This is a genomic window from Ruegeria sp. AB11, assembly GCF_056536325.1.
The window spans coordinates 268,191-286,096 of sequence record NZ_JBQFJO010000002.1; the positions used below are offsets into that span (position 1 = coordinate 268,191).

Sequence of the window (17,906 nt, forward strand, 5' to 3'; positions counted from 1 at the left end):
TTTTTATCGGGCCAGTTTTCCCATCGCCAACTGTTTGGCCGTCGTCGCCTTGGTTTTTGCCTCAACCCGCTGAGCATCGAATGCCGCCTTCACCGCCTTATCGTTTTCTGAAACTTCACCCGCCGCCGGGGCAGGGGCCGGTTTCGCTTCAGCCAGCGCCTTTGCTGTGTCCCTGGCTTGCTCTGCAGCGAGATCAAGGTGCGTTCCTTTGATCTTCGGGCTTTCGCCACCCAAAAACTGCATGAAATAGGGATCTTCGAAGTATCGGATCTTGTTTGCAATGACCGGCATCTTGCCTTCGCGGATCAGCACAACCTCATTCTCCGGCAATCGGCCAACGTGTTCCGGCCGGAGCAGGCGAATGCCTTCCTCGCGTTCCGATATGCTGCCCATTTCCATTTTGCCGAGCGCCCGAGACTTCGATTTGCTCATGACTGTTTTGTCACCGATGGACCTGGACACGTGTTCGCGTACCTCTGAATCTTCGGACGCCGCAAACATCTGCGTCCCGGCGTTTGCCAGCATCGCCCGAACACCTTCATGCCCATAAATGTCCTGCAGGCGCGACAGCGTTTGAGAAATCACAACGAGCCTGCCGCCGAACGATCGCATGGTGTCATAGGCTTCAACAACGCGCTCAAGATGGCCGAGACGCTGGAACTCATCGAGCAGGATCAGAACCTTGAACGGTTCATCTTCGCCCGACTCAACGGTTTCGATTGTGTTCACCAGATCGAGGAAGAACAGGCGGATGAGTGTCCGGAACTCTTTGACCTTTTTCCCCGGTACAGAAAAGTAGATCGAGGTGGGGCGCCGACGCAGATCTTCAAAGTTGATGTCATTGCCCTGCGTCGCTCTTGCCACAGACGGGTTGCGCTAGAGCTGCAGGCCGGAGTTGTTCATAACCGAAATCGTTGACCGGAGGATTTTGGATTCTTCGGCTGCAAGATTCAGGAACTCATCTGCTGCCCGGGCATAGCCTACTTCTTCGGCCATCTTTTCATAATCCTTTTGCTTGGTCGTTTTGACCAGGCGCAGGATCTCGGAAATGTATGGCCGTTTTCGTTTGATTGCCAACATCGCCATCGCGCAGAACATGCCTTCGACGCCGCCCAAAAAGCCCTGAGCGGACGAGGAAGGCGTGTCGAACATCTGGGTTGCGACCTGAATCACTTCTTCCCAGCGTCGATCCAGATTGTCTGCGCGAGCTGCGCGCCTCAGCGGGTTATAGCTGTGGCTTTTTTCCGGGTTCTCAGGGTCGAACACAAATACCTCATCACCCATTGCCGCCCGCCGTGCGCCGGTTGTCTGGAATATCTCGCCCTTGATGTCCAGGACGACGCATGAACCATTGAAACGCAGGACATTTAGGATCACAAAGCCGCTGGTTTTACCCGAGCCAGAGGGGGCAATGAACAACGCGTGTGGCTTCTGAACGCCGGGGCCGGGCTTATAGTAGATCGCGTTTTTGTCCTTTGGCTCACCAAATTTGGCAAACACGATTTCACTATCCAGTTGGTCTTTGAGCTTCAGCACCGAAGCATAGCCCTCCTGAACGAGCTGAGGGGCCTTTGCAAAACTCGCATCACCGTATTTCGTTGAGGGACCACGCAGCGCAGCCGCCACGAATGCAAAGGTCGGTTCATCACTATCGTTGGCCCTGTTCGGCACATTGGTGAACGCAAGCTGTCCAGAACCGAGCTTCTTTCGGGCATCGGGCACATTGTTTGTCGCAGTATCGCGACAAAGCTTCGCGGTCCTCGGTATTATTTTAGTGCCTCGCTGCCGCGGAACAATGCCTACGCAGCAATGCTGAGCATCGCCAAACACAACATACGCTCACCCATTGAAGCGGAGATCCCATTCGATTTGCCGCAAATCCAGGCCGCAATCAGAACTTTGACGTCCCATCGGACAAGAGGTCGGATCGTCATCAACTTCGAGGCTGACAAACAACCAGGCCAGGCTGCAATCGGTTTTAGACCTGAAGCACAACTCAAACGGCCATTGTTCTGGCAAAACTCACAACCCAATCAAGATACGGTAATACTATGAAAAACCTCTGGAAATCACCGGGATCGGGAAATCCTAATTCTTCGGAATCCCCTCGCAACCAAAGCACTCCAGCTCAATGTACTGTGAACTGTGTTTGGCCCGTGCGGTCAATGGTGGTCGCGCTCACCCTTGGCGTTGCGCTGAGCGGGTGTGCAGCAAACATGGCCGCAAAAGGCAGTGATGGTCCAGACCTGAGCGTCGTCAGCCAGGAGGCCACCCGGATGGATGTCGAACGGCAGTTGGGGTCGCCCGAGCAGCTACAGCAACAAGCCAATGGTGATTGGGTGGCCGTCTATGACGTCGAACCCAGAACAAAGCCAAACCTTGCCCGAGCAGCGGGCCACGGAACGCTGGACCTCTTTACCTTCGGGCTCTGGGAGGTAGTCGGTGGGCCTTTGGAAGTGGCCCATGCGCGGCGGATTCTCGTCACTGCACGATATGACGACTCGGGAAAACTGCTGCAATTGACCAGCAAGCCCAAACCCATCCTTTGATCTGAGGGTTGGATCACCGCCGATCTGCAAAAGGCCGGCACTACATCCAATGCCCCGACGAACAGCAAGCAATACCCGTTGAACCATAGTGCAGGTCCAACGAGCAGATAACCCTGTCCACATGAACAAGAGAACGGACTTACGAAATGAAAACCATCACGATGATCACATTGGCAATCATGATGCCTACACTAACGCTGGCCGACGAAAGCTGGGTCGGATTCAATGCCGGGATACAGCTGTCAGCGGTCGATATTTCCGAAGCCGATAACGACAATGGAAACGCTGCGCTAGGTCTCCATGCGGGTTACCTTCACAATTATGATGGCTACGTGTTCGGCGGTGAATTTACCTACGATGCGGGTGCCGAGATCGATTCCGCCGGCAAGACTGAAAAGGTGGATACAATACGCCTGAAGTTCAAAGGCGGACACGTATTTGGCCGGACGTATCTCTACGGCGTCATTGGCTATGCAAACATAGACGGCGGTTCCATCAGTGAAGATGGCTACTCTGCTGGCGTCGGCGTTACGTATCGCGCAACGGACAGAGTTCTGGTCGGCCTTGAATACCTGCGAGACACATATGACACGTCAGCTGACGACATCACAGCTGACTCTGTTGCGCTTCGGGTGTCTTACAAGTTCTGACGGAAGGCATTTGAGAGCCTAACGCCAGCGGGGGGCAGGCAATTGCCCCCCACTCATAATTCAATTCCCGGGAGCCACCAGGTGACTGAAATACCAACGCTTGAGACTGAACGACTGCTACTTCGACCACCGAAAATGGCAGACTGGCCCGACTATCTTGCGCTTATGACGTCTGAGCGCTCAAAGTTCATGGGAGGCCCGGTCTCGGAGCATATGGCCTGGGGGATTTTCTGTCATGACGTAGCTCAGTGGACACTCATGGGGCACGGGGCACTGATGATGGAAGACCGCACTACAGGAGCATGCCTGGGGCAAGTTGGCATCAATTCCGAACCTCTTTTCCCTGAGCCCGAATTGGGTTGGTTCGTTTACGCTGATGCCGAAGGAAAAGGCTATGCGTTTGAAGCTGCGCGAACGCTGCGAGACTGGGCCTGTACATGGAACGTGACCCGGTCTCTCGTCAGTTATATCGACCCGAACAACCTCCGCTCCTGCCGCCTTGCTGAGCGGCTTGGAGGAGTTTTGGAGGCAAAGGCCGAGCGGCGTGACACCTTAGACCTGGTCTATAGATACCATTGAACTGCGCAGTCTATTCCGCGGACCATTCGAGCGTGGGTCAGCTTCATCAGTCGCCCGATCAGATCGTCATCCCCAACATCATATGTTTGAGAATCCCAATGATCAAAAACTTGACTAAAACCGCTACTGCTATTTTCGCTCTGTGCACCACCGCCTTACATGCTGAATCCGAAGATGAAAGCATGTTTGCCAAGGATGTCGGAGCCATGGTTGGCTTGGCAGAGGCATGTGACATAAAACGCTCTGAGATCCTCACTACGGTCGAGGCTGATGTCTCAAAGCAATTCCCAAAAGAGGTTGAGGCTACCAAGGTTGTTGGGAAAATGGCGACAGTAAGAGACAAAGGCCTTTGCGACCGAGCTCCGGAGATATTCAGAGAATTTGATCTGTACATTTCCAATAGAGAATGAGACCCCAGTTAGGCCGTTGGGCACAGTTCAAGTATGGGCCACACTTGGAGGTAGGCGGCTATTCACCATGAATGACGAATGTCCGGTTCGGTTGTAAGGAATTCGAAGGTAATGAGAATTGAAAAACCGGCCTGTGGTTCGCATAGAGTGATTGCTTTGGCTTCATTCACATTTTCCGGGGACACTAACGGATTGTTGAGGCCGCGAAAAATGACCAGTAACCAATTTTAATCCGATGGCGCCAACGCCTATTTGAATAAGACAACTTCGGATGGCTAAGACGCCGAAAAATGATGCTTTCCGCCGCTCGATCTTTGTGCGCGTGCATGGAAACCGTGCCAACGGTGGTTTATCATTCACTCGCTCCCGCATGGTCCTGAGTATCACGTGGACCGAGAAATGAACTCGTTTCAGTATTCGCTGAGGCCGTAATGGTTTTCAATTTTGGAGGGAATTGCAGTGATAGGGTCGCGGAAGCCGGCAGCCAAGCGTCTATCATTGGATGGAGACGCCCATCGTAGACTGGATCAACGCAACGACGCTTCCTTCGTCGAGGCTGAACGCCAAGGTCTGATGCTGGCAGCCAAAGTTCGAACACTTGCTCTGTGTGTCGTCATGGTCTGGGTTGCAGTCGATACGCGAAGTCACGGGCTGAGTTTTCTATACGAGATTTCACAAGTCGCGATATTCGCCATTCTCGGTCTTTTTCAGTTCTATTGTGCCAAAGACGGTTTGCTAGGGCGCCCCGCGAAATATGTTTTTGTGGCCATTGACTGTGCTTTACTTGCGCTGGTTACCAGCAGCCAAGGCCCGTTCTCCGAAATAGATATGCCGCCGGCGATACTCATGAACGGCAGCCAGTTTTCATACTTTTACCTGTTTTTGATGCAAGCCGCGTTCAGCTTCCGCCCAAGTCTCGTTCTGTGGTGTGGCCTCTGCATCATTGTCGCGCGCACAGGAATGCTCGTCTGGTTTCTGCATTTCCCCGACACGTTCTCAAATCTTGATCTCACAGAGCAATCTGTTGAGGGTTTTTTGGAGGCGCGTGCAGATCCAAACTTTATCTACTTGGGGTTCTGGGCGCAGGAAATCATAGTTTGTCTTCTTGTGACGGTTGGTTTGGCCACGGTCGTGCGCCGATCCCGCCAACTTGTAGAAAGTCGAATTACGACAGAAAAGTCGCGCGCCAGCTTAGCACGCTATTTTTCTCCCAATGTAGTGGACCGTTTGAGCACGTCAGAAGGGAAGCTGGCAACCGCTCGTGAGCAAAACGTAGCGGTCATGTTTGTCGACGTCGTTGGCTTCACTACGATGTGCGAGCACGACACACCAAATGATGTTATCGCCTTTCTTCGAGAGTATCATGACCGGCTTGGCAAAGCCGTGTTTGAGAATGGTGGAACGTTAGACAAGTACATCGGTGACGGACTAATGGCGACTTTTGGCACGCCGGAGCCTGATCCGGATGATGCTCAAAATGCACTGAACTGTGCCTTCAAAATGCTGGAATCGCTAAAAAATTGGAACGATGAGAGAAATGCAAATGGGCTTCTCCCTGTCCAAGTTGGAATTGGGGTTCATTTCGGCCCCGTCATCGCTGGCGACATAGGCAATCAACGACGGCTGGAATACAGTGTCATAGGAGATACGGTGAATGTTGCAAGCAGATTGGAAACACTTACCCGGGGGTTGAAAACACCTTTGGCGGTCAGCGACGATCTCATCAACTCGATCACTCAAACAAGCAAGGCCATACAACCGCTGAAATCAAATCTGAAGTATATCGGGATGCAAGACTTAAGGGGTAAACGCGAGCAAATCGGGGTGTGGATTTACAATTCAATCAATACTCAGTGTGATGCGACTGCGAGCTAACAATGCACACGGACTTTGAGCATCCGTCGGCACGAACACAACACTGTCCGGTCACCTCAAACATGTTGATCCGATTGCTTGACAGGTCTGCGCATATGGTCACAGCCCAAGATTTCATTCAAATTCGCACAACTTCTCCTTCAGGTTGCGAAACTGATGAATGAGCGCGTATGTCGGTAGCTTCGGCGGGAAGTGGAAGTTTGGTACGCTTTGCATTAGTACTTTGGTGCGGACGAAAGCGGTGATATACGCTCAAGGTACTCTGTGATGTTGAAGCAACCCTCTGTCCAAGTGAGTCAAACAGGCCTTTACCAGAAAGCATTCAACGCAGCATTCTTTCCGAAACATCCTCTAGAAGGTCATGCAAATCAAATTCCGCGCCTTTTTCTGCGAGACCCTTGTCATGCAGAATGAATGACAGGCCGTGCACGAAACTCCATAGCAGAAAGCCACGGCGGCGAACCTCCTCTGTGATTCCCGGCTCACCCAGACATTTCGCAACCTCTGACAAGAGAATTCCAAAACTCTGTTGCCCGCTTTCTTCCAGAAGCGGATCAGCAATACGATCGGTGAACCCGCCAAATTTTAGCCGAAAAATCCCCGGCTCATTGAGAGCAAAAGAAACGTATTCCATGCCAATCGCGGTGATGCGTTCTGGTGATCCTTCAGGGACACTTTCCAGCGCGGTAAGCATTTTGCTTCGATGCCGGTCCATCCCTTCAAGAGCCGCGGCGACAAGCATTTCGGTCTTGTCATTGAAGTGTTTATAGGGCGCAGCGGTAGACACCCCAGCCAGCCGACAAGCCTCGGACACCGAAAAATTGTCGGGACCATTTTCTTCTACCAGTTGTCGGGTTGCCTCAATGAGTGCAGCGCGCAGGTCACCGTGATGATAGGCCTTTTTCTCTATTGAACGAATGTCTGTCGTGCTTCCAACCGGTACAATTTTTTTTGTGCTCATCATGATTCAACATGTGGCAGATCACGCGCCCCTTGTCAAAGTGAGAAGTACTAACATATGTTAGATGAACTAACTTGATGAGGTCCCTCGATGTCGAATTCCGCGAATCCTCCATCTGAAACAGCTAAACCCGGCCTGTTTTTGTGTATGTTGCGTGGTACTGTACGGCTTGGATTGACCGTCAGTGTTATCGCCGTCGCAGCCGCTGCGGTTTACCTCGGCGCCTCCGAGCTTTCGCGCCGGGCAGACGCCGTACCGGCACCGGCGGCTGCTGCGGTGACCCCGGTTTCCGTGACCCCTATCACTTCCGAGAGCGCCTATACCGTCGATCGCGTTTTCATCGGTCAGGTCGAGCCGCAACGCGCGGCAGATGTTTCGTTCGAACTGAATGGGACGTTGGATCAAATTCTTGTGGACGAAGGCGATGAGGTTGCGAAAGGTCAGCTTCTTGCAACGCTGGATACCGCTTTGTTAGAGGTCGAACACGACCGCCTGACCGCATCGCGCGATGCCATTGCGGCGCAGCTTGTGTTTGCCCAAAAAACTGTTGAGCGAAATGCCAAGCTGATCGAACAGGGTTTTACCAGTCAGGCACGTCTGGACGAGGCCGTGGCACAACAGGATGAGTTGATGTCCAGAATGGGCGAACTTGACGCCGGATTGCGCGACGTATCAGTTCGGATTGAAAAATCTAGCATCGAGGCGCCATTCGCAGGCCAGATCACCACCCGTCATGTTGACGGCGGAGAAACGCTACGCTCAGGTGAACTGGTGCTGGGCATGGTTGAAGTTGTGTCGCCGCAGGTCAGGATCGGGATCCCTCTGGACGTTGAACCTGTGCTGCTGTCAGATGTCGAGGTTGAAATAGCGGGCGAGCGCTATCGGGCAGACCTTGCGACGCTGCGACCCGATATAGATCCAGTCACCCGAACCCGGACCGCCCTGTTCAATCTCAAAGACGGACCGGATGTTGCATTCGGACAAACTGCGCGCGTGCATGTCTTTGATCCGGTTGCGAGCGCGGGAACCTGGGTACCGACGACCTCACTGAAAGAAGGGACACGGGGGCAATGGACTTTGCTGGTTGCCGACGCACAGAAGACAGTTCGTCTCGCAACCGTTGAAGTTCTGCATGCCGAGGATGACCGCGTTTTTGTTCGCGGGACGTTTCCGGACGGCACTGTTCTGATCGATCAGGGACCGCAGCGCGTCACCGTTGGACAGCGTGTCGCGTTCAGCTCCAGCGAATAACGGAGCGATCTCATGGAAACCCTTACCTTTCGCCATCCCAGACTCGTCGCGCTGATCATTCTGGTCCTTGTCTCAGCCGGGCTGTCTTCGTTCCTGTCTTTAGGACGTCAAGAAGACCCCACAATCACCAATCTCTTCGCGACCGTCACAACACAATTCCCGGGTGCAGACCCCGAGCGTGTTGAGGCGCTGGTCACTTCGGAGATCGAGGAAGAGCTCCGGAAAATCGCCGAAGTGGATGAGATCAGTTCCGTTTCTCGCTCGGGTGTTTCGGTGGTCTCGGTTGAACTACTTGAGACGCTTGACGAAGCCACAATAGAACAGGTTTGGGCCGAAGCGCGGGATGCCGTTGATGATGCCAGCCAGAATTTTCCTGCAGATGTGTTGCGCCCGGATTTCGATGCCGAAGGTATTTCAGCCTATTCCGCCGTCATAGCTGTGGCTGCGGACAACCCGGATTTTCCGGTCACGTTGTTGTCACGACATGCCGAAGCTTTAGGCGACCGATTACGGGCGATACCTACGACGCGTGCTGTTGATTACTTTGGCCAGCCAGATGAGGAAGTCCTGGTCCGTGTCGATATGGACAAGGCAGCCGCATTGGGGCTCAGCGCCGTCGAGATCTCACAGCGGATTGCAGAGGCTGATGGCAAGGTTCAGTCGGGCAGACTTCAGTCCGACGTGGATCTGACCATAAATATCAGCGGGGAGATTGAGACACTGGACCGCATCAGAAACATCGTCCTGCGCGAAAGCGCGGGAGGTGCCGTGGTGCAGCTGGGTGATATAGCCAAAGTGGACAGGGGCGCACGCAACCCGCGGTCTTCGATTGCTTTTGCAGACGGTAAACCTGCGGTTGTGGTAGGAGTTCTCGCACAGGAAGGGGTGCAAATCGACCGTTGGACCGGCTTCCTGAAGGACGAGCTTGCGGCTGGCGCAGCGTTGGTGCCTTTGGGCATTCAGGAAGTGCTGCTGTTTGACCAAAGCCAATACACGACGGATCGGTTAACCGAGGTCGGTATCAACATGGCCATCGGCGTGGCGCTTGTGGTCGCTGTTTTGTTCATCACACTGGGCGTTCGGGCAGCTGCGATTGTGGCTTTGGTATTACCTATCGTCTCTCTGGCCACGCTGGCCACCATGAATATGATCGGTTTGCCGATCCACCAGATGTCGGTCACGGGCCTGATCGTGGCGTTGGGTTTGCTGGTTGATGCTGCCATCGTGATGACCGACGAAATTCGGCGTCGCCTGCAAGATGGGATGGAGCGTCTTGCAGCTGTGAGGGATGCCGTTCGGCGGTTGGCGGCGCCGCTGCTCGCATCAACCGTCACAACTGCGCTCGCCTTCACGCCGATGATCCTGCTGCCCGGACCAGCAGGGGACTTTGTCGGGGCCATCGCCATCGCAGTGGTGCTGATGCTGGTTTGGTCGCTTTTCGTCGCTTTGACAGTAACACCGGCGATTGCGGGCTGGGTTCTGCCAGATCGCGCGGACGCCGGGATGCTGAGCCCAGGTATCACTATCCCACCACTCGCCCGCCGGTTTGAGGCCTCCATCCGCCTGTCCGCCGCCAACCCGGTGCGCTCAATCGCGCTGGCCTTGGTTCTGCCTGTTCTTGGCTTTGCCGCCTTTCCAACGCTGACCGCGCAGTTCTTTCCGGGCGTCGACCGGAACCAATTTTACATTGAGGTCGACATGCCAGGTGGCACATCAATCGCCAGTACTGAAGCAACCGTGCGTCAGATCGACGAGTTGCTGCTGACCGATGAGGGTGTGGCAAGTGTCTACTGGACGGTGGGCGAGTCAGGCCCGGCCTTCTTCTACAATATTGTTGGCAACCGCTCACGCGAGCCCGGTTATGCACAGGCCATGATCACGACCGGTACCGCGGCCGATGCTGCCCGCCTTGTCGGCGCGTTGCAGAGCCGTCTGGACACCGATTTCCCCGACGCGCAGATAATCGTGCGCAATCTTGTGCAGGGCCCACCTGTCGCTGCCCCGGTCGAGGTTAAGATTCATGGGCAAGACATCACGGTTCTTCGCAATCTGGGAGATGAAGTACGCTCAATTATGGCCAATCTGGATCTGGTGACCCAGGCACGGGCCAGCGTCAATGGTGGCAACCCCCAAATCCGGTTCGAGATTGATGAGGTCAAAGCCCGCCTGCTGGGGCTGGATGTCGCCGATATCGCGGGTCAGTTGGATACGGCACTGGTGGGCATTACGGGCGGATCACTGATCGAAGGGACCGAGCAGTTGCCGGTGCGTGTGCGATTGGGCGACGAAGTCCGCTCGGACCTGAGTACGATTGTGAGCATGCCAATCCTGCTTCCGAACGCGGCAGCAATTTCTGCCACCGGTGAGTTTCCGGCCGTTCCGCTGTCAGAACTGGCGCAACCTATGATCGAACCTGCGGAAAGCGTAATAACCCGAACAGACGGAATTCGCGAAAACACCATCCAGGCGTTCATCGTGCCAGGCGTGTTGCCCGAGGAGGCTTTGCAGGACGTCCTGAAATCGCTCGATGCGTCCGGGTTTGTAATGCCGCGAGGCTATAGGATGTCATTGGGCGGTGACAGTGACGCGCGATCCAATACGGTTGGCAATTTGATGGCGTCGGTCGGGTTGATTGTCACGCTCTCCATTGCGACAATCGTGCTGACCTTCAACTCATTCCGACTGACTATGGTCACGCTGGTGGTCTGTGTGTTGTCGGCCGGTCTTTCAATACTGTCGCTGGCAATCATGCAGTTCCCGTTTGGAATTCAAGCCATCATTGGCGTCATTGGCTCGATCGGTGTGTCGATCAACGCGGCCATCATCATACTGACCGGACTGCAACAGGACCCCCAAGCCAGTAGTGGTGATCGCACTGCCATGGCGCGCGTGGTAACTGGCTCAAGCCGCCACATCATCTCGACAACGGTTACAACCTTTGGTGGTTTCCTGCCTCTGATTTTGGGCGGAGGCGCATTCTGGCCACCGTTTGCAGTTGCCATAGCCGGAGGTGTTTTGTTGTCGACGGTTGTGTCTTTCTACTTCACACCGCCGATTTTCGCTTTGGTGTATCGTGGGAAGTTCAGAAGACTGCATTTGGCCACTCAGCTGCGCCCTATATCCGATAGCGCAGTGGTCTCACTCGCGGCGGAATGAGGAGTCCAGCAACCAGAATTGGCAAGCCTTGACATGCTCCCTGCCAGTCCTTCACTCATAACGAGAGCCCGCAGATTGGATTTTGGTAGTCGAGTTCTCTGTCAGACGCAAGCGCGCCCGACGTGGAGCCCTCAAATTGCTCAAACCCTCTGCGCGCTTGCAGCGGTGTCTGGTTGCCCGTCGCGATGCAGGCTAATTGACCGCGCACTACAGCCAATTCTTGCGACCTGAGATTTTCACATCAACCTCGTCAAGGTGCCAGACATTGCCTGTCCCATCTAAGTGATCCAAGGTGAGACCTGTCTTAGGTTCGAGTTTATCGATCCAAACATGAATAGCATGCAGCCTCGCCGCTGGCAGAAGAGGGCGTTAGAAAACCGACGTCATTCGATGGCTGGATTTAGTGGCTACTCAATCTAAGCAGAGTAGCCAAAGATTGCGTCTACCCAATAAACGAAAGAACGTGATCAGTTACTTCACGCGGAGCGTCTTCGGGACTGTAATGGCCAGCACCCGGCAGACGCTGAATTTTGCCGCTCGGAAACACCGCCTTGAACAGTGGAAGAAAGTGCTTTGCATGCAGCGTGCGGTCTTCTTCCCCCCAGATCGCGAGTGCTGGTTTCGCACTGATCGCCAGTCGGGCCGCCGCGTCCGGTTCTTCGAACTTATGCGCCCCGGTCGCAAACCCCTTGGCCCATCCAATCGCGCCAGCAGCTTCTGCCGGTGTTGGGAATGGCGCCCGATAGGCTTTGAGCCAAGCGTCCGTGACGATTGAGGCATCTTCGAAACCGTTCAGCTTCATTGTGGACAGGATCGTGTAATCAAGCTGGCCCAGAAGCGGTTCCAGAGTTCCGTCATCTTGCGCTTTCAGGATCCACTGAAACCAAGGGGCTTCGCCAGCATTCGCAACCAGCCGGTCAACGAGATCGGCCTGACCGAACGGCGTTGGCCCGTTGACGGAGACAATCCGCTTTATCCGGTCCGGATGGCGGATTGCGAGCCCCATACCTGCCGGTCCGCCAAAGTCATGCATCACAAGGGTCACGTCTCGCAAGTCGAGGGCAAGAGCGACCGCTTCCAGATTGTCGATATGGTCCTGCAGCCAGTAGGTCCGGTCGCCTGGCGTTGCGCTCTTGCCAAAGCCCATATGGTCAACCGCCACGACCCGATGATGGCGCGACCACGTGGCGATTTGGTGCCGGAAAAGATAGCTCCAGGTGGGCTCGCCATGCAGCAGAAGCAGAGTCTCGGGCCCCTCGCCGATATCAACGTAGTGGGCGGCGTAACCGGGCGCGTCGGTGTAGTGTGCGGGAAAAGGCCAAGTGCCGTCAAATGTGGCATCGGCCGGTACGGCAGGTGTCGGGTGGGTCATGTTGGGTTCTCCAAAGCTCGGGGATGGTCGAAGGCCCGCGCTGAACGCGCCAGCCATGGTCAACTGCAGCATTGTGCGGCGTGTGACCTGGCTCTTGTTAGCGGAAGGGTCGCGTAGTCTCATCACTGCCCCCTTCCGGCGCACATAAGGCATTCGCTCTCTGCGTTGAGGCTTCCAGCGCTTTGAAGGGCGGTATGCCAACGACCGTGTAACCGGCGCGCGAATTCTTCGGCCGCCTGGTCAGCGGAATCTCGGACAGCGCGATCAATATCGCTCGGCTCCAGGCCGATGTCGCGCAAACGAACGCGCTCAAGACCTTCCAGTGCCTGTCGCGTCTTACGAGTTGTTAGTACGTGGAAGCCGGCAACGACGATGCGTTGAAGCAGGCCGAGTTCGACAGGCGCGTCAAACTTGTCTGCCACAGGCCCGTGATCGACGAGAGCTGAAAACAGGTCCTTCTGGCCCTGCGTTGGGCGGCTATCGGGTCGCGCTTTGGTCATGGCGTCCTCCTTTCGGTTACAAGGAGGAACGTAATTTGGCGCTTGGTTTCTTACCAATTCGAAGGAGGCGTGTCAGTGATCGATTAAATGGATCGCTTGATGTTAAGGCTCAAAAATCGGTTTCCGCGAGAGCCTCGGTGAGCCAGTCAGCGAATAGCGACATTGCTTGGGTGAAAGGCCGTCCTTCAGCGCTAACCAGCCAATAGCCGAGGTCTTCGTCTACTGTCTTGGGTTCTGCGAGCCAAGTGAGCCGACCTTCGCGCACGAGTGTTTCAACGAGCAACTGACGACCGATTGCCACACCTCCGCCATCGATTGCAGCCTGAACAACAACATTATAGTCATTGAGCGGCATCCGCTTCGTGCCCGCTATATCAATTCCGCGCGACTCCGCCCAAGACTGCCATTCCTGCTCCTTGCGGCTCGTAAGAAGTTGTTCGTCAGACAGGTCTGTGAGCGGTAGGGTTCGCTCAGAATGTGCAACGGGTGCGATCTTTTCCACATGCAGCAACCGGGCATCCACACCCTTCCACGGGCCGGTTCCGAACCTCACGCCCAGATCAGCCTCGTCGCGAGCAAAGCTGACAACCTCAAGTGTCGGGTCCAGTTCAATGTGAATCCCTGGATGCACATCCGAAAAAGAGGCAAGGCGCGACATGAGCCACATTGAGCAGAAGGACGGCAGCGCCGTGACGCGAAGCGTCTCCCGCCCAGCTTCGGCCCGAAGCTCTGCGGTCGCATCCGTGATCGTACGGAATGCGGTGTTGATTTCTACGAGATATCGCTCCCCCTCAGGAGTTAACGAGATGCTGCGGGCATGTCGTGCGAAAAGCGGCGTTCCGAGCATCGCTTCAAGCTGCTTAATGTGATGGCTGACCGTGCTTTGCGAAATCAGCAATTCATCCGCAGCCCTTCGAAAACTCAAAAGCCTCGCAACGGCTGAAAAAGCGCGAAGCGATAGAAGCGGAGGAAGGTTCGGGCTTGAGCGCAAACAGTTGGCCTCGTTGTTCCAGGCGAGAATAGCTCAACATAGTACAGCGCTTCACAACAAAGTCCGTAAAAAAGACGAGTTACTCTTCGGTGATCACAGGGCGACTTAGTCGCGCCACAAGCAGGTGGATCAGTCGCTAGGGAAGTCTGCCATCTCACACGCATCCAATGAGCGATGCAGCACACAATTTTTTTCCGGTTGCTGGTTCATGCATCTGGCTTCATTGAGAAGTACAAAGCCAGGTGGTCGATCAGCGCCCGAACACGCGCGGTTAGATGGCGGTTGGGTGGGTAAAGCGCGTAGAGACCAAAGTTTTCTGTTTCGTAGTCTTTGAAAAGCTGCTCCAAGCTCCCGTTTGCCAGGGCCTGGGCGACGGCGTATTGAGGACAGCGTCCAATGCCGAGACCCGCAATCGCCATGTTAGCGATTGCCGCCGGAGCATTGGCATGTAAAGTGCCAGAAACTTTCACCACGAAATCCCGAGCGTCGGACCGGAACCTCCACGCGGTTGCGTCAGCCGGGTTTTCATCGATAAGACAGTTGTGCGTGGCAAGTGCCATTGGGTCACCAGGACGCCCTCGTGCTGTTAGATAGTCCGGCGATACGCAAACTATAAGTGGCATATCTGCCAGTTTACGCGCAATCAGTGTCGAGTCCCGAAGCACACCAATTCTGATGGCAAGATCAATCCCTTCTTCCACCAGGGCGACTCTGTTGTCTGAGAGTTTGAGGTCTATATCCACCTCAGGGTGGGCCTGCATGAACGGAACCAGTGCAAGCGCTAAATTGTTGCTGCCAAACCCGGTCGGTGCGGTGATCCGGATCAACCCGGCCAGCGCAGATTGCTTTTCCTGAACCAGATCCTCCAACTCGTCTATCTGCTCCACAATAGGACGACATCGTTCGAGATAGGCTAGGCCAACATCCGTCAGCGCAACGCTTCGAGTCGTTCGGTTGAACAACTGGGTCGAAAGCCTGCTCTCAAGCTGCGCGACATATTTGCTAACCAACCGGGTCGACAGACCAAGGCGTTTCCCCGCAGACGTAAAAGACCCTTCATGCGCAACGGCCAGAAAGGCGCGCATCGTATCAATCGTGTCCATGGCCAAGCTCCTTTGTCGTTCCCATTTCATTATTACCATAATGTTCATAGTTACTGAATAAAGTATGGGATTATAAATGAATTGAGCCTTTGGCATGTTTGGCCCAGTGATCTGCAATGAACTGCATCACCTCCAGAGAACCTCCCAAAAGGAATCCACCATGCCAAGCGCTATCCGTATTCATCGCCACCCATTGTCCGGTCACTCGCACCGGGTCGAGCTGTTCGCCAAGCTGGGCGGCATCAATCATGAATTGGTCGATGTCGATCTGCTGGCCGGCGAGCATAAGAAGGAACCGTTTCTCTCCCTGAACCCGGCCGGACAGGTGCCGGTGATCGAGGATGGCGAAACCGCCATCGCCGATTCAAACGCCATTCTGGTCTACCTCGCCCGGAAATACGCCCCCGACTGGCTGCCGACCGATCCGGTGGGCGCGGCTGAGGTTCAGAAGTTCCTGTCACTGGCGGCAGGGGATATCGCCCACGGCCCCGCAGCTGCACGGCTGATCACCGTCTTCGGCGCGCAGCTGGACGCCGAACGCGCCAAGGCCGTCGCCAAATCCGCCTTTGAACGGCTTGAGGCGCATCTGGACGGGTGCGACTGGCTGGTCGGAACCAACCCGTCCATCGCCGATGTCGCGATCTACAGCTACACGGCCCACGCCCCCGAGGGGAACGTTTCGCTGGGCGACTATCCCAACATCCGCGCCCTGCTGGCCCGGGTCGAGGCATTGCCCGGTTTTGTACCGATGCAAAGCACCAAGGTCGGCCTCGCCGCCTGACGTTGCCGCGCGCCCGGTCGCTGACGCCGGGCGCGAGTTACCACCCCGTGTTCCGCCCAGGAGAGATTCCATGCTTATCACCGACCCCCTCGACAGCAGCACTTCGCCCTTCCATCGGGGCGAACACATGGCGCAGGCGCGGCTGGGTGTCCGCGATATCGAACACTGGGCACGCAAAGTCGTTCGCGACCACATGCCGGAACAACATAGGGACTTTCACACCGCACTGCCGTTTCTGGTAATGGCCGCCCGCGACGGACAAGGCCGGCCCTGGGCCACGTTGGTCGAAGGGCCGGACGGGTTTGTCACAGCGCCGGATACCAAAACGCTTTCCATCGCCGCCCTGCCCGTCCGGGGTGATGCGCTGCACAAAGCCCTTCGTCCGCAAAGTGATATCGGCATCCTTGGCATCGAATTGGCCACGCGGCGGCGCAATCGGGTCAATGGCCGCGCCGGGCGCGTCACGCCGACCGGCTTTGACTTTCGCGTCGATCAGACCTTTGGCAATTGCCCGCAATACATCCGCGAACGTGCGTGGACTCGGGTGGAAAGCTCGGGGCCCGGACTGACCACGCGCGGCCAACGTCTGACGTCGGATCAAACCCGGTGGATCGAAACTGCCGATACTTTCTTTATCGCCAGCGGCTTCCGCGAAGGGGGCGACAGCCCGATTTTCGGGATGGATGCATCCCATCGCGGCGGTGACCGCGGTTTCGTGAAGGTTCTGGACGACCGGAGACTGCGGTTTCCCGATTACGCCGGCAACAATCACTTCAACACCATCGGCAACCTGCTGCTTGATCCCAAGGCGGGGTTCCTGTTCGTCGACTTCGAAAGCGGCAGCCTGCTGCAACTGACCGGCACCGCCTCGATCGACTGGGACAGCGATGAGATTGCGCAGGTCCCTGGCGCGCGGCGTCTGGTGACGCTGGAGATCGACGAGATCGTGGAAACACGGTCGGCGGTGAGTCTCAGATGGAATTCGGATGCGGAGTCTGTCCGGTCGATCCGCCTGATCGAAAAAATCCGAGAAAGCGCCGATGTCACCTCGTTTGTTTTCGAGGCCCGAGATAGCGGTCCGCTGGCCGGGTTTGAGCCCGGACAGCACCTGCCGATCGAACTTGAAGTTCCGGGGATCTCGGAACCGGTGCGTCGCACCTATTCGCTCAGCAACGGACCGGACGAACATCGCTATCGGATCACGGTCAAGCGTGAGCAAAAGGGGATCGCGTCGCGATTTCTGCACGATCATCTGGAACCGGGCGCGATCATCAACGGCGGTCGGCCCGCGGGTGATTTCGTGATGACCTGCGACCGGTGTCCCCTGGTTCTGGTCAGCGCCGGTGTGGGTGTCACGCCAATGTTGAGCATTCTGAATAAGGTCGCGGGTGAGCGCGGCAATCGCCCTGTCTGGTTCATCCACGGCGCGCGGGATGGTCAGCACCATCCGCTGGCCGGTGAAGTTCGCGATCTGGCCGCCAGACGGTCGGGGATCACGACTCATGTGGCGTATAGTCAACCTACGCCGGTGGATGAGATCGGGGTGGATTTTGACACGCATGGTCGCGTTGACGCAGCACTTCTGGCGCAACTGATCGACGATGCCAGCGCACATTATTTTCTGTGCGGCCCTGTCGGTTTCATGGCCGAGATGCAGACCGATCTGGAACGCCGAGGCATCTCTCCGGTGCATATTCATACCGAAAGTTTCGGTCCCGCTGGGTGATC

General features: G+C 55.9%; 14 protein-coding genes and 1 pseudogene. 9 read left to right on the forward strand and 6 right to left on the reverse strand.

The genetic code is table 11. From position 1 onward, the window contains the following. Nucleotides 1-3: 3 nt before the first annotated feature. A pseudogene (locus ACR3EJ_RS20805) lies at nt 4-1,830 on the reverse strand (type IV secretory system conjugative DNA transfer family protein). A gap of 335 nt (nt 1,831-2,165) precedes the next feature. Between ACR3EJ_RS20805 and ACR3EJ_RS20810 the strand changes: the two are divergent. From ACR3EJ_RS20810 to ACR3EJ_RS20830, 5 genes are all read left to right on the forward strand, one after another. Further along, the gene (locus tag ACR3EJ_RS20810; protein ID WP_170547077.1) at nt 2,166-2,549 is read left to right on the forward strand and encodes a hypothetical protein; all 384 of its coding nucleotides are present in this window, start codon (nt 2,166-2,168) and stop codon (nt 2,547-2,549) included. Between the two features lie 146 nt (nt 2,550-2,695). Next, nucleotides 2,696-3,199, forward strand: coding sequence for an outer membrane beta-barrel protein (locus ACR3EJ_RS20815; protein WP_170547073.1), 504 nt, complete (start codon nt 2,696-2,698; stop codon nt 3,197-3,199). A gap of 81 nt (nt 3,200-3,280) precedes the next feature. Next, nucleotides 3,281-3,778 carry a GNAT family N-acetyltransferase gene (locus ACR3EJ_RS20820; protein ID WP_170547069.1) on the forward strand — a complete coding sequence of 166 codons (498 nt, stop codon included), beginning with the start codon at nt 3,281-3,283 and terminating at the stop codon, nt 3,776-3,778. 98 nt (nt 3,779-3,876) lie between these two features. After that, a complete protein-coding gene (locus ACR3EJ_RS20825) occupies nt 3,877-4,188 on the forward strand; it encodes a hypothetical protein (protein ID WP_170547066.1) in 312 nt (103 codons plus the stop codon). A gap of 498 nt (nt 4,189-4,686) precedes the next feature. Continuing rightward, nucleotides 4,687-6,063, forward strand: a complete 1,377-nt coding sequence (locus ACR3EJ_RS20830) for an adenylate/guanylate cyclase domain-containing protein (RefSeq protein WP_170547062.1) — start codon at nt 4,687-4,689, stop codon at nt 6,061-6,063. Nucleotides 6,064-6,385: 322 nt separating this feature from the next. On the opposite strand, the gene ACR3EJ_RS20835 is transcribed toward ACR3EJ_RS20830, so the two are convergent. Then, on the reverse strand, nt 6,386-7,024 hold the full coding sequence (locus ACR3EJ_RS20835) for a TetR/AcrR family transcriptional regulator (RefSeq protein WP_170547059.1): 639 nt from the start codon (nt 7,022-7,024) through the stop codon (nt 6,386-6,388). Nucleotides 7,025-7,114: 90 nt separating this feature from the next. Between ACR3EJ_RS20835 and ACR3EJ_RS20840 the strand changes: the two genes are divergently transcribed. Together ACR3EJ_RS20840 and ACR3EJ_RS20845 are read left to right on the forward strand one after the other, a co-directional pair. After that, nucleotides 7,115-8,275 carry an efflux RND transporter periplasmic adaptor subunit gene (locus ACR3EJ_RS20840; protein ID WP_170547057.1) on the forward strand — a complete coding sequence of 387 codons (1,161 nt, stop codon included), beginning with the start codon at nt 7,115-7,117 and terminating at the stop codon, nt 8,273-8,275. Nucleotides 8,276-8,287: 12 nt separating this feature from the next. Then, nucleotides 8,288-11,431: an efflux RND transporter permease subunit gene (locus tag ACR3EJ_RS20845; protein ID WP_170547054.1), complete on the forward strand. Its 3,144-nt coding sequence runs from the start codon at nt 8,288-8,290 to the stop codon at nt 11,429-11,431. 442 nt (nt 11,432-11,873) lie between these two features. Here ACR3EJ_RS20845 and ACR3EJ_RS20850 read toward each other — a convergent pair whose 3' ends face one another. The 4 genes from ACR3EJ_RS20850 to ACR3EJ_RS20865 all read right to left on the reverse strand — a co-directional run bounded on the left by ACR3EJ_RS20850 (nt 11,874) and on the right by ACR3EJ_RS20865 (nt 15,397). Beyond that, complete coding sequence (locus ACR3EJ_RS20850) at nt 11,874-12,926, reverse strand: alpha/beta fold hydrolase (RefSeq protein WP_480423473.1); 1,053 nt, start codon at nt 12,924-12,926, stop codon at nt 11,874-11,876. Further along, nucleotides 12,926-13,303 (reverse strand): hypothetical protein, encoded by a 378-nt coding sequence (locus ACR3EJ_RS20855; protein ID WP_170547051.1) that lies wholly within the window; start codon nt 13,301-13,303, stop codon nt 12,926-12,928. Before ACR3EJ_RS20855 ends, ACR3EJ_RS20850 begins: the two co-directional genes overlap by 1 nt. A gap of 109 nt (nt 13,304-13,412) precedes the next feature. Continuing rightward, nucleotides 13,413-14,294 (reverse strand): LysR substrate-binding domain-containing protein, encoded by an 882-nt coding sequence (locus tag ACR3EJ_RS20860; protein WP_480423475.1) that lies wholly within the window; start codon nt 14,292-14,294, stop codon nt 13,413-13,415. A gap of 206 nt (nt 14,295-14,500) precedes the next feature. Continuing rightward, nucleotides 14,501-15,397 (reverse strand): LysR family transcriptional regulator, encoded by an 897-nt coding sequence (locus tag ACR3EJ_RS20865; RefSeq protein ID WP_170547044.1) that lies wholly within the window; start codon nt 15,395-15,397, stop codon nt 14,501-14,503. A gap of 160 nt (nt 15,398-15,557) precedes the next feature. Here ACR3EJ_RS20865 and ACR3EJ_RS20870 point away from each other — a divergent pair, with 160 nt between their 5' ends. Both ACR3EJ_RS20870 and ACR3EJ_RS20875 read left to right on the forward strand, forming a co-directional pair. Continuing rightward, nucleotides 15,558-16,178, forward strand: coding sequence for a glutathione S-transferase (locus tag ACR3EJ_RS20870; RefSeq protein ID WP_170547041.1), 621 nt, complete (start codon nt 15,558-15,560; stop codon nt 16,176-16,178). Between the two features lie 70 nt (nt 16,179-16,248). Next, nucleotides 16,249-17,904: an FAD-binding oxidoreductase gene (locus ACR3EJ_RS20875; RefSeq protein ID WP_170703511.1), complete on the forward strand. Its 1,656-nt coding sequence runs from the start codon at nt 16,249-16,251 to the stop codon at nt 17,902-17,904. The last annotated feature ends 2 nt before the right edge of the window (nt 17,905-17,906 follow it).

Bases quoted from the DNA above. Each gene is read 5' to 3' on its own strand.
- ACR3EJ_RS20810 (WP_170547077.1), top strand. From the start codon at position 2,166: ATGGTGGTCGCGCTCACCCTTGGCGTTGCGCTGAGCGGGTGTGCAGCA.
- ACR3EJ_RS20815 (WP_170547073.1), top strand. From the start codon at position 2,696: ATGAAAACCATCACGATGATCACATTGGCAATCATGATGCCTACACTA.
- ACR3EJ_RS20825 (WP_170547066.1), top strand. From the start codon at position 3,877: ATGATCAAAAACTTGACTAAAACCGCTACTGCTATTTTCGCTCTGTGC.
- ACR3EJ_RS20835 (WP_170547059.1), bottom strand. From the start codon at position 7,024: ATGAGCACAAAAAAAATTGTACCGGTTGGAAGCACGACAGACATTCGT.
- ACR3EJ_RS20840 (WP_170547057.1), top strand. From the start codon at position 7,115: ATGTCGAATTCCGCGAATCCTCCATCTGAAACAGCTAAACCCGGCCTG.
- ACR3EJ_RS20845 (WP_170547054.1), top strand. From the start codon at position 8,288: ATGGAAACCCTTACCTTTCGCCATCCCAGACTCGTCGCGCTGATCATT.
- ACR3EJ_RS20850 (WP_480423473.1), bottom strand. From the start codon at position 12,926: ATGAGACTACGCGACCCTTCCGCTAACAAGAGCCAGGTCACACGCCGC.
- ACR3EJ_RS20855 (WP_170547051.1), bottom strand. From the start codon at position 13,303: ATGACCAAAGCGCGACCCGATAGCCGCCCAACGCAGGGCCAGAAGGAC.
- ACR3EJ_RS20865 (WP_170547044.1), bottom strand. From the start codon at position 15,397: ATGGACACGATTGATACGATGCGCGCCTTTCTGGCCGTTGCGCATGAA.
- ACR3EJ_RS20870 (WP_170547041.1), top strand. From the start codon at position 15,558: ATGCCAAGCGCTATCCGTATTCATCGCCACCCATTGTCCGGTCACTCG.
- ACR3EJ_RS20875 (WP_170703511.1), top strand. From the start codon at position 16,249: ATGCTTATCACCGACCCCCTCGACAGCAGCACTTCGCCCTTCCATCGG.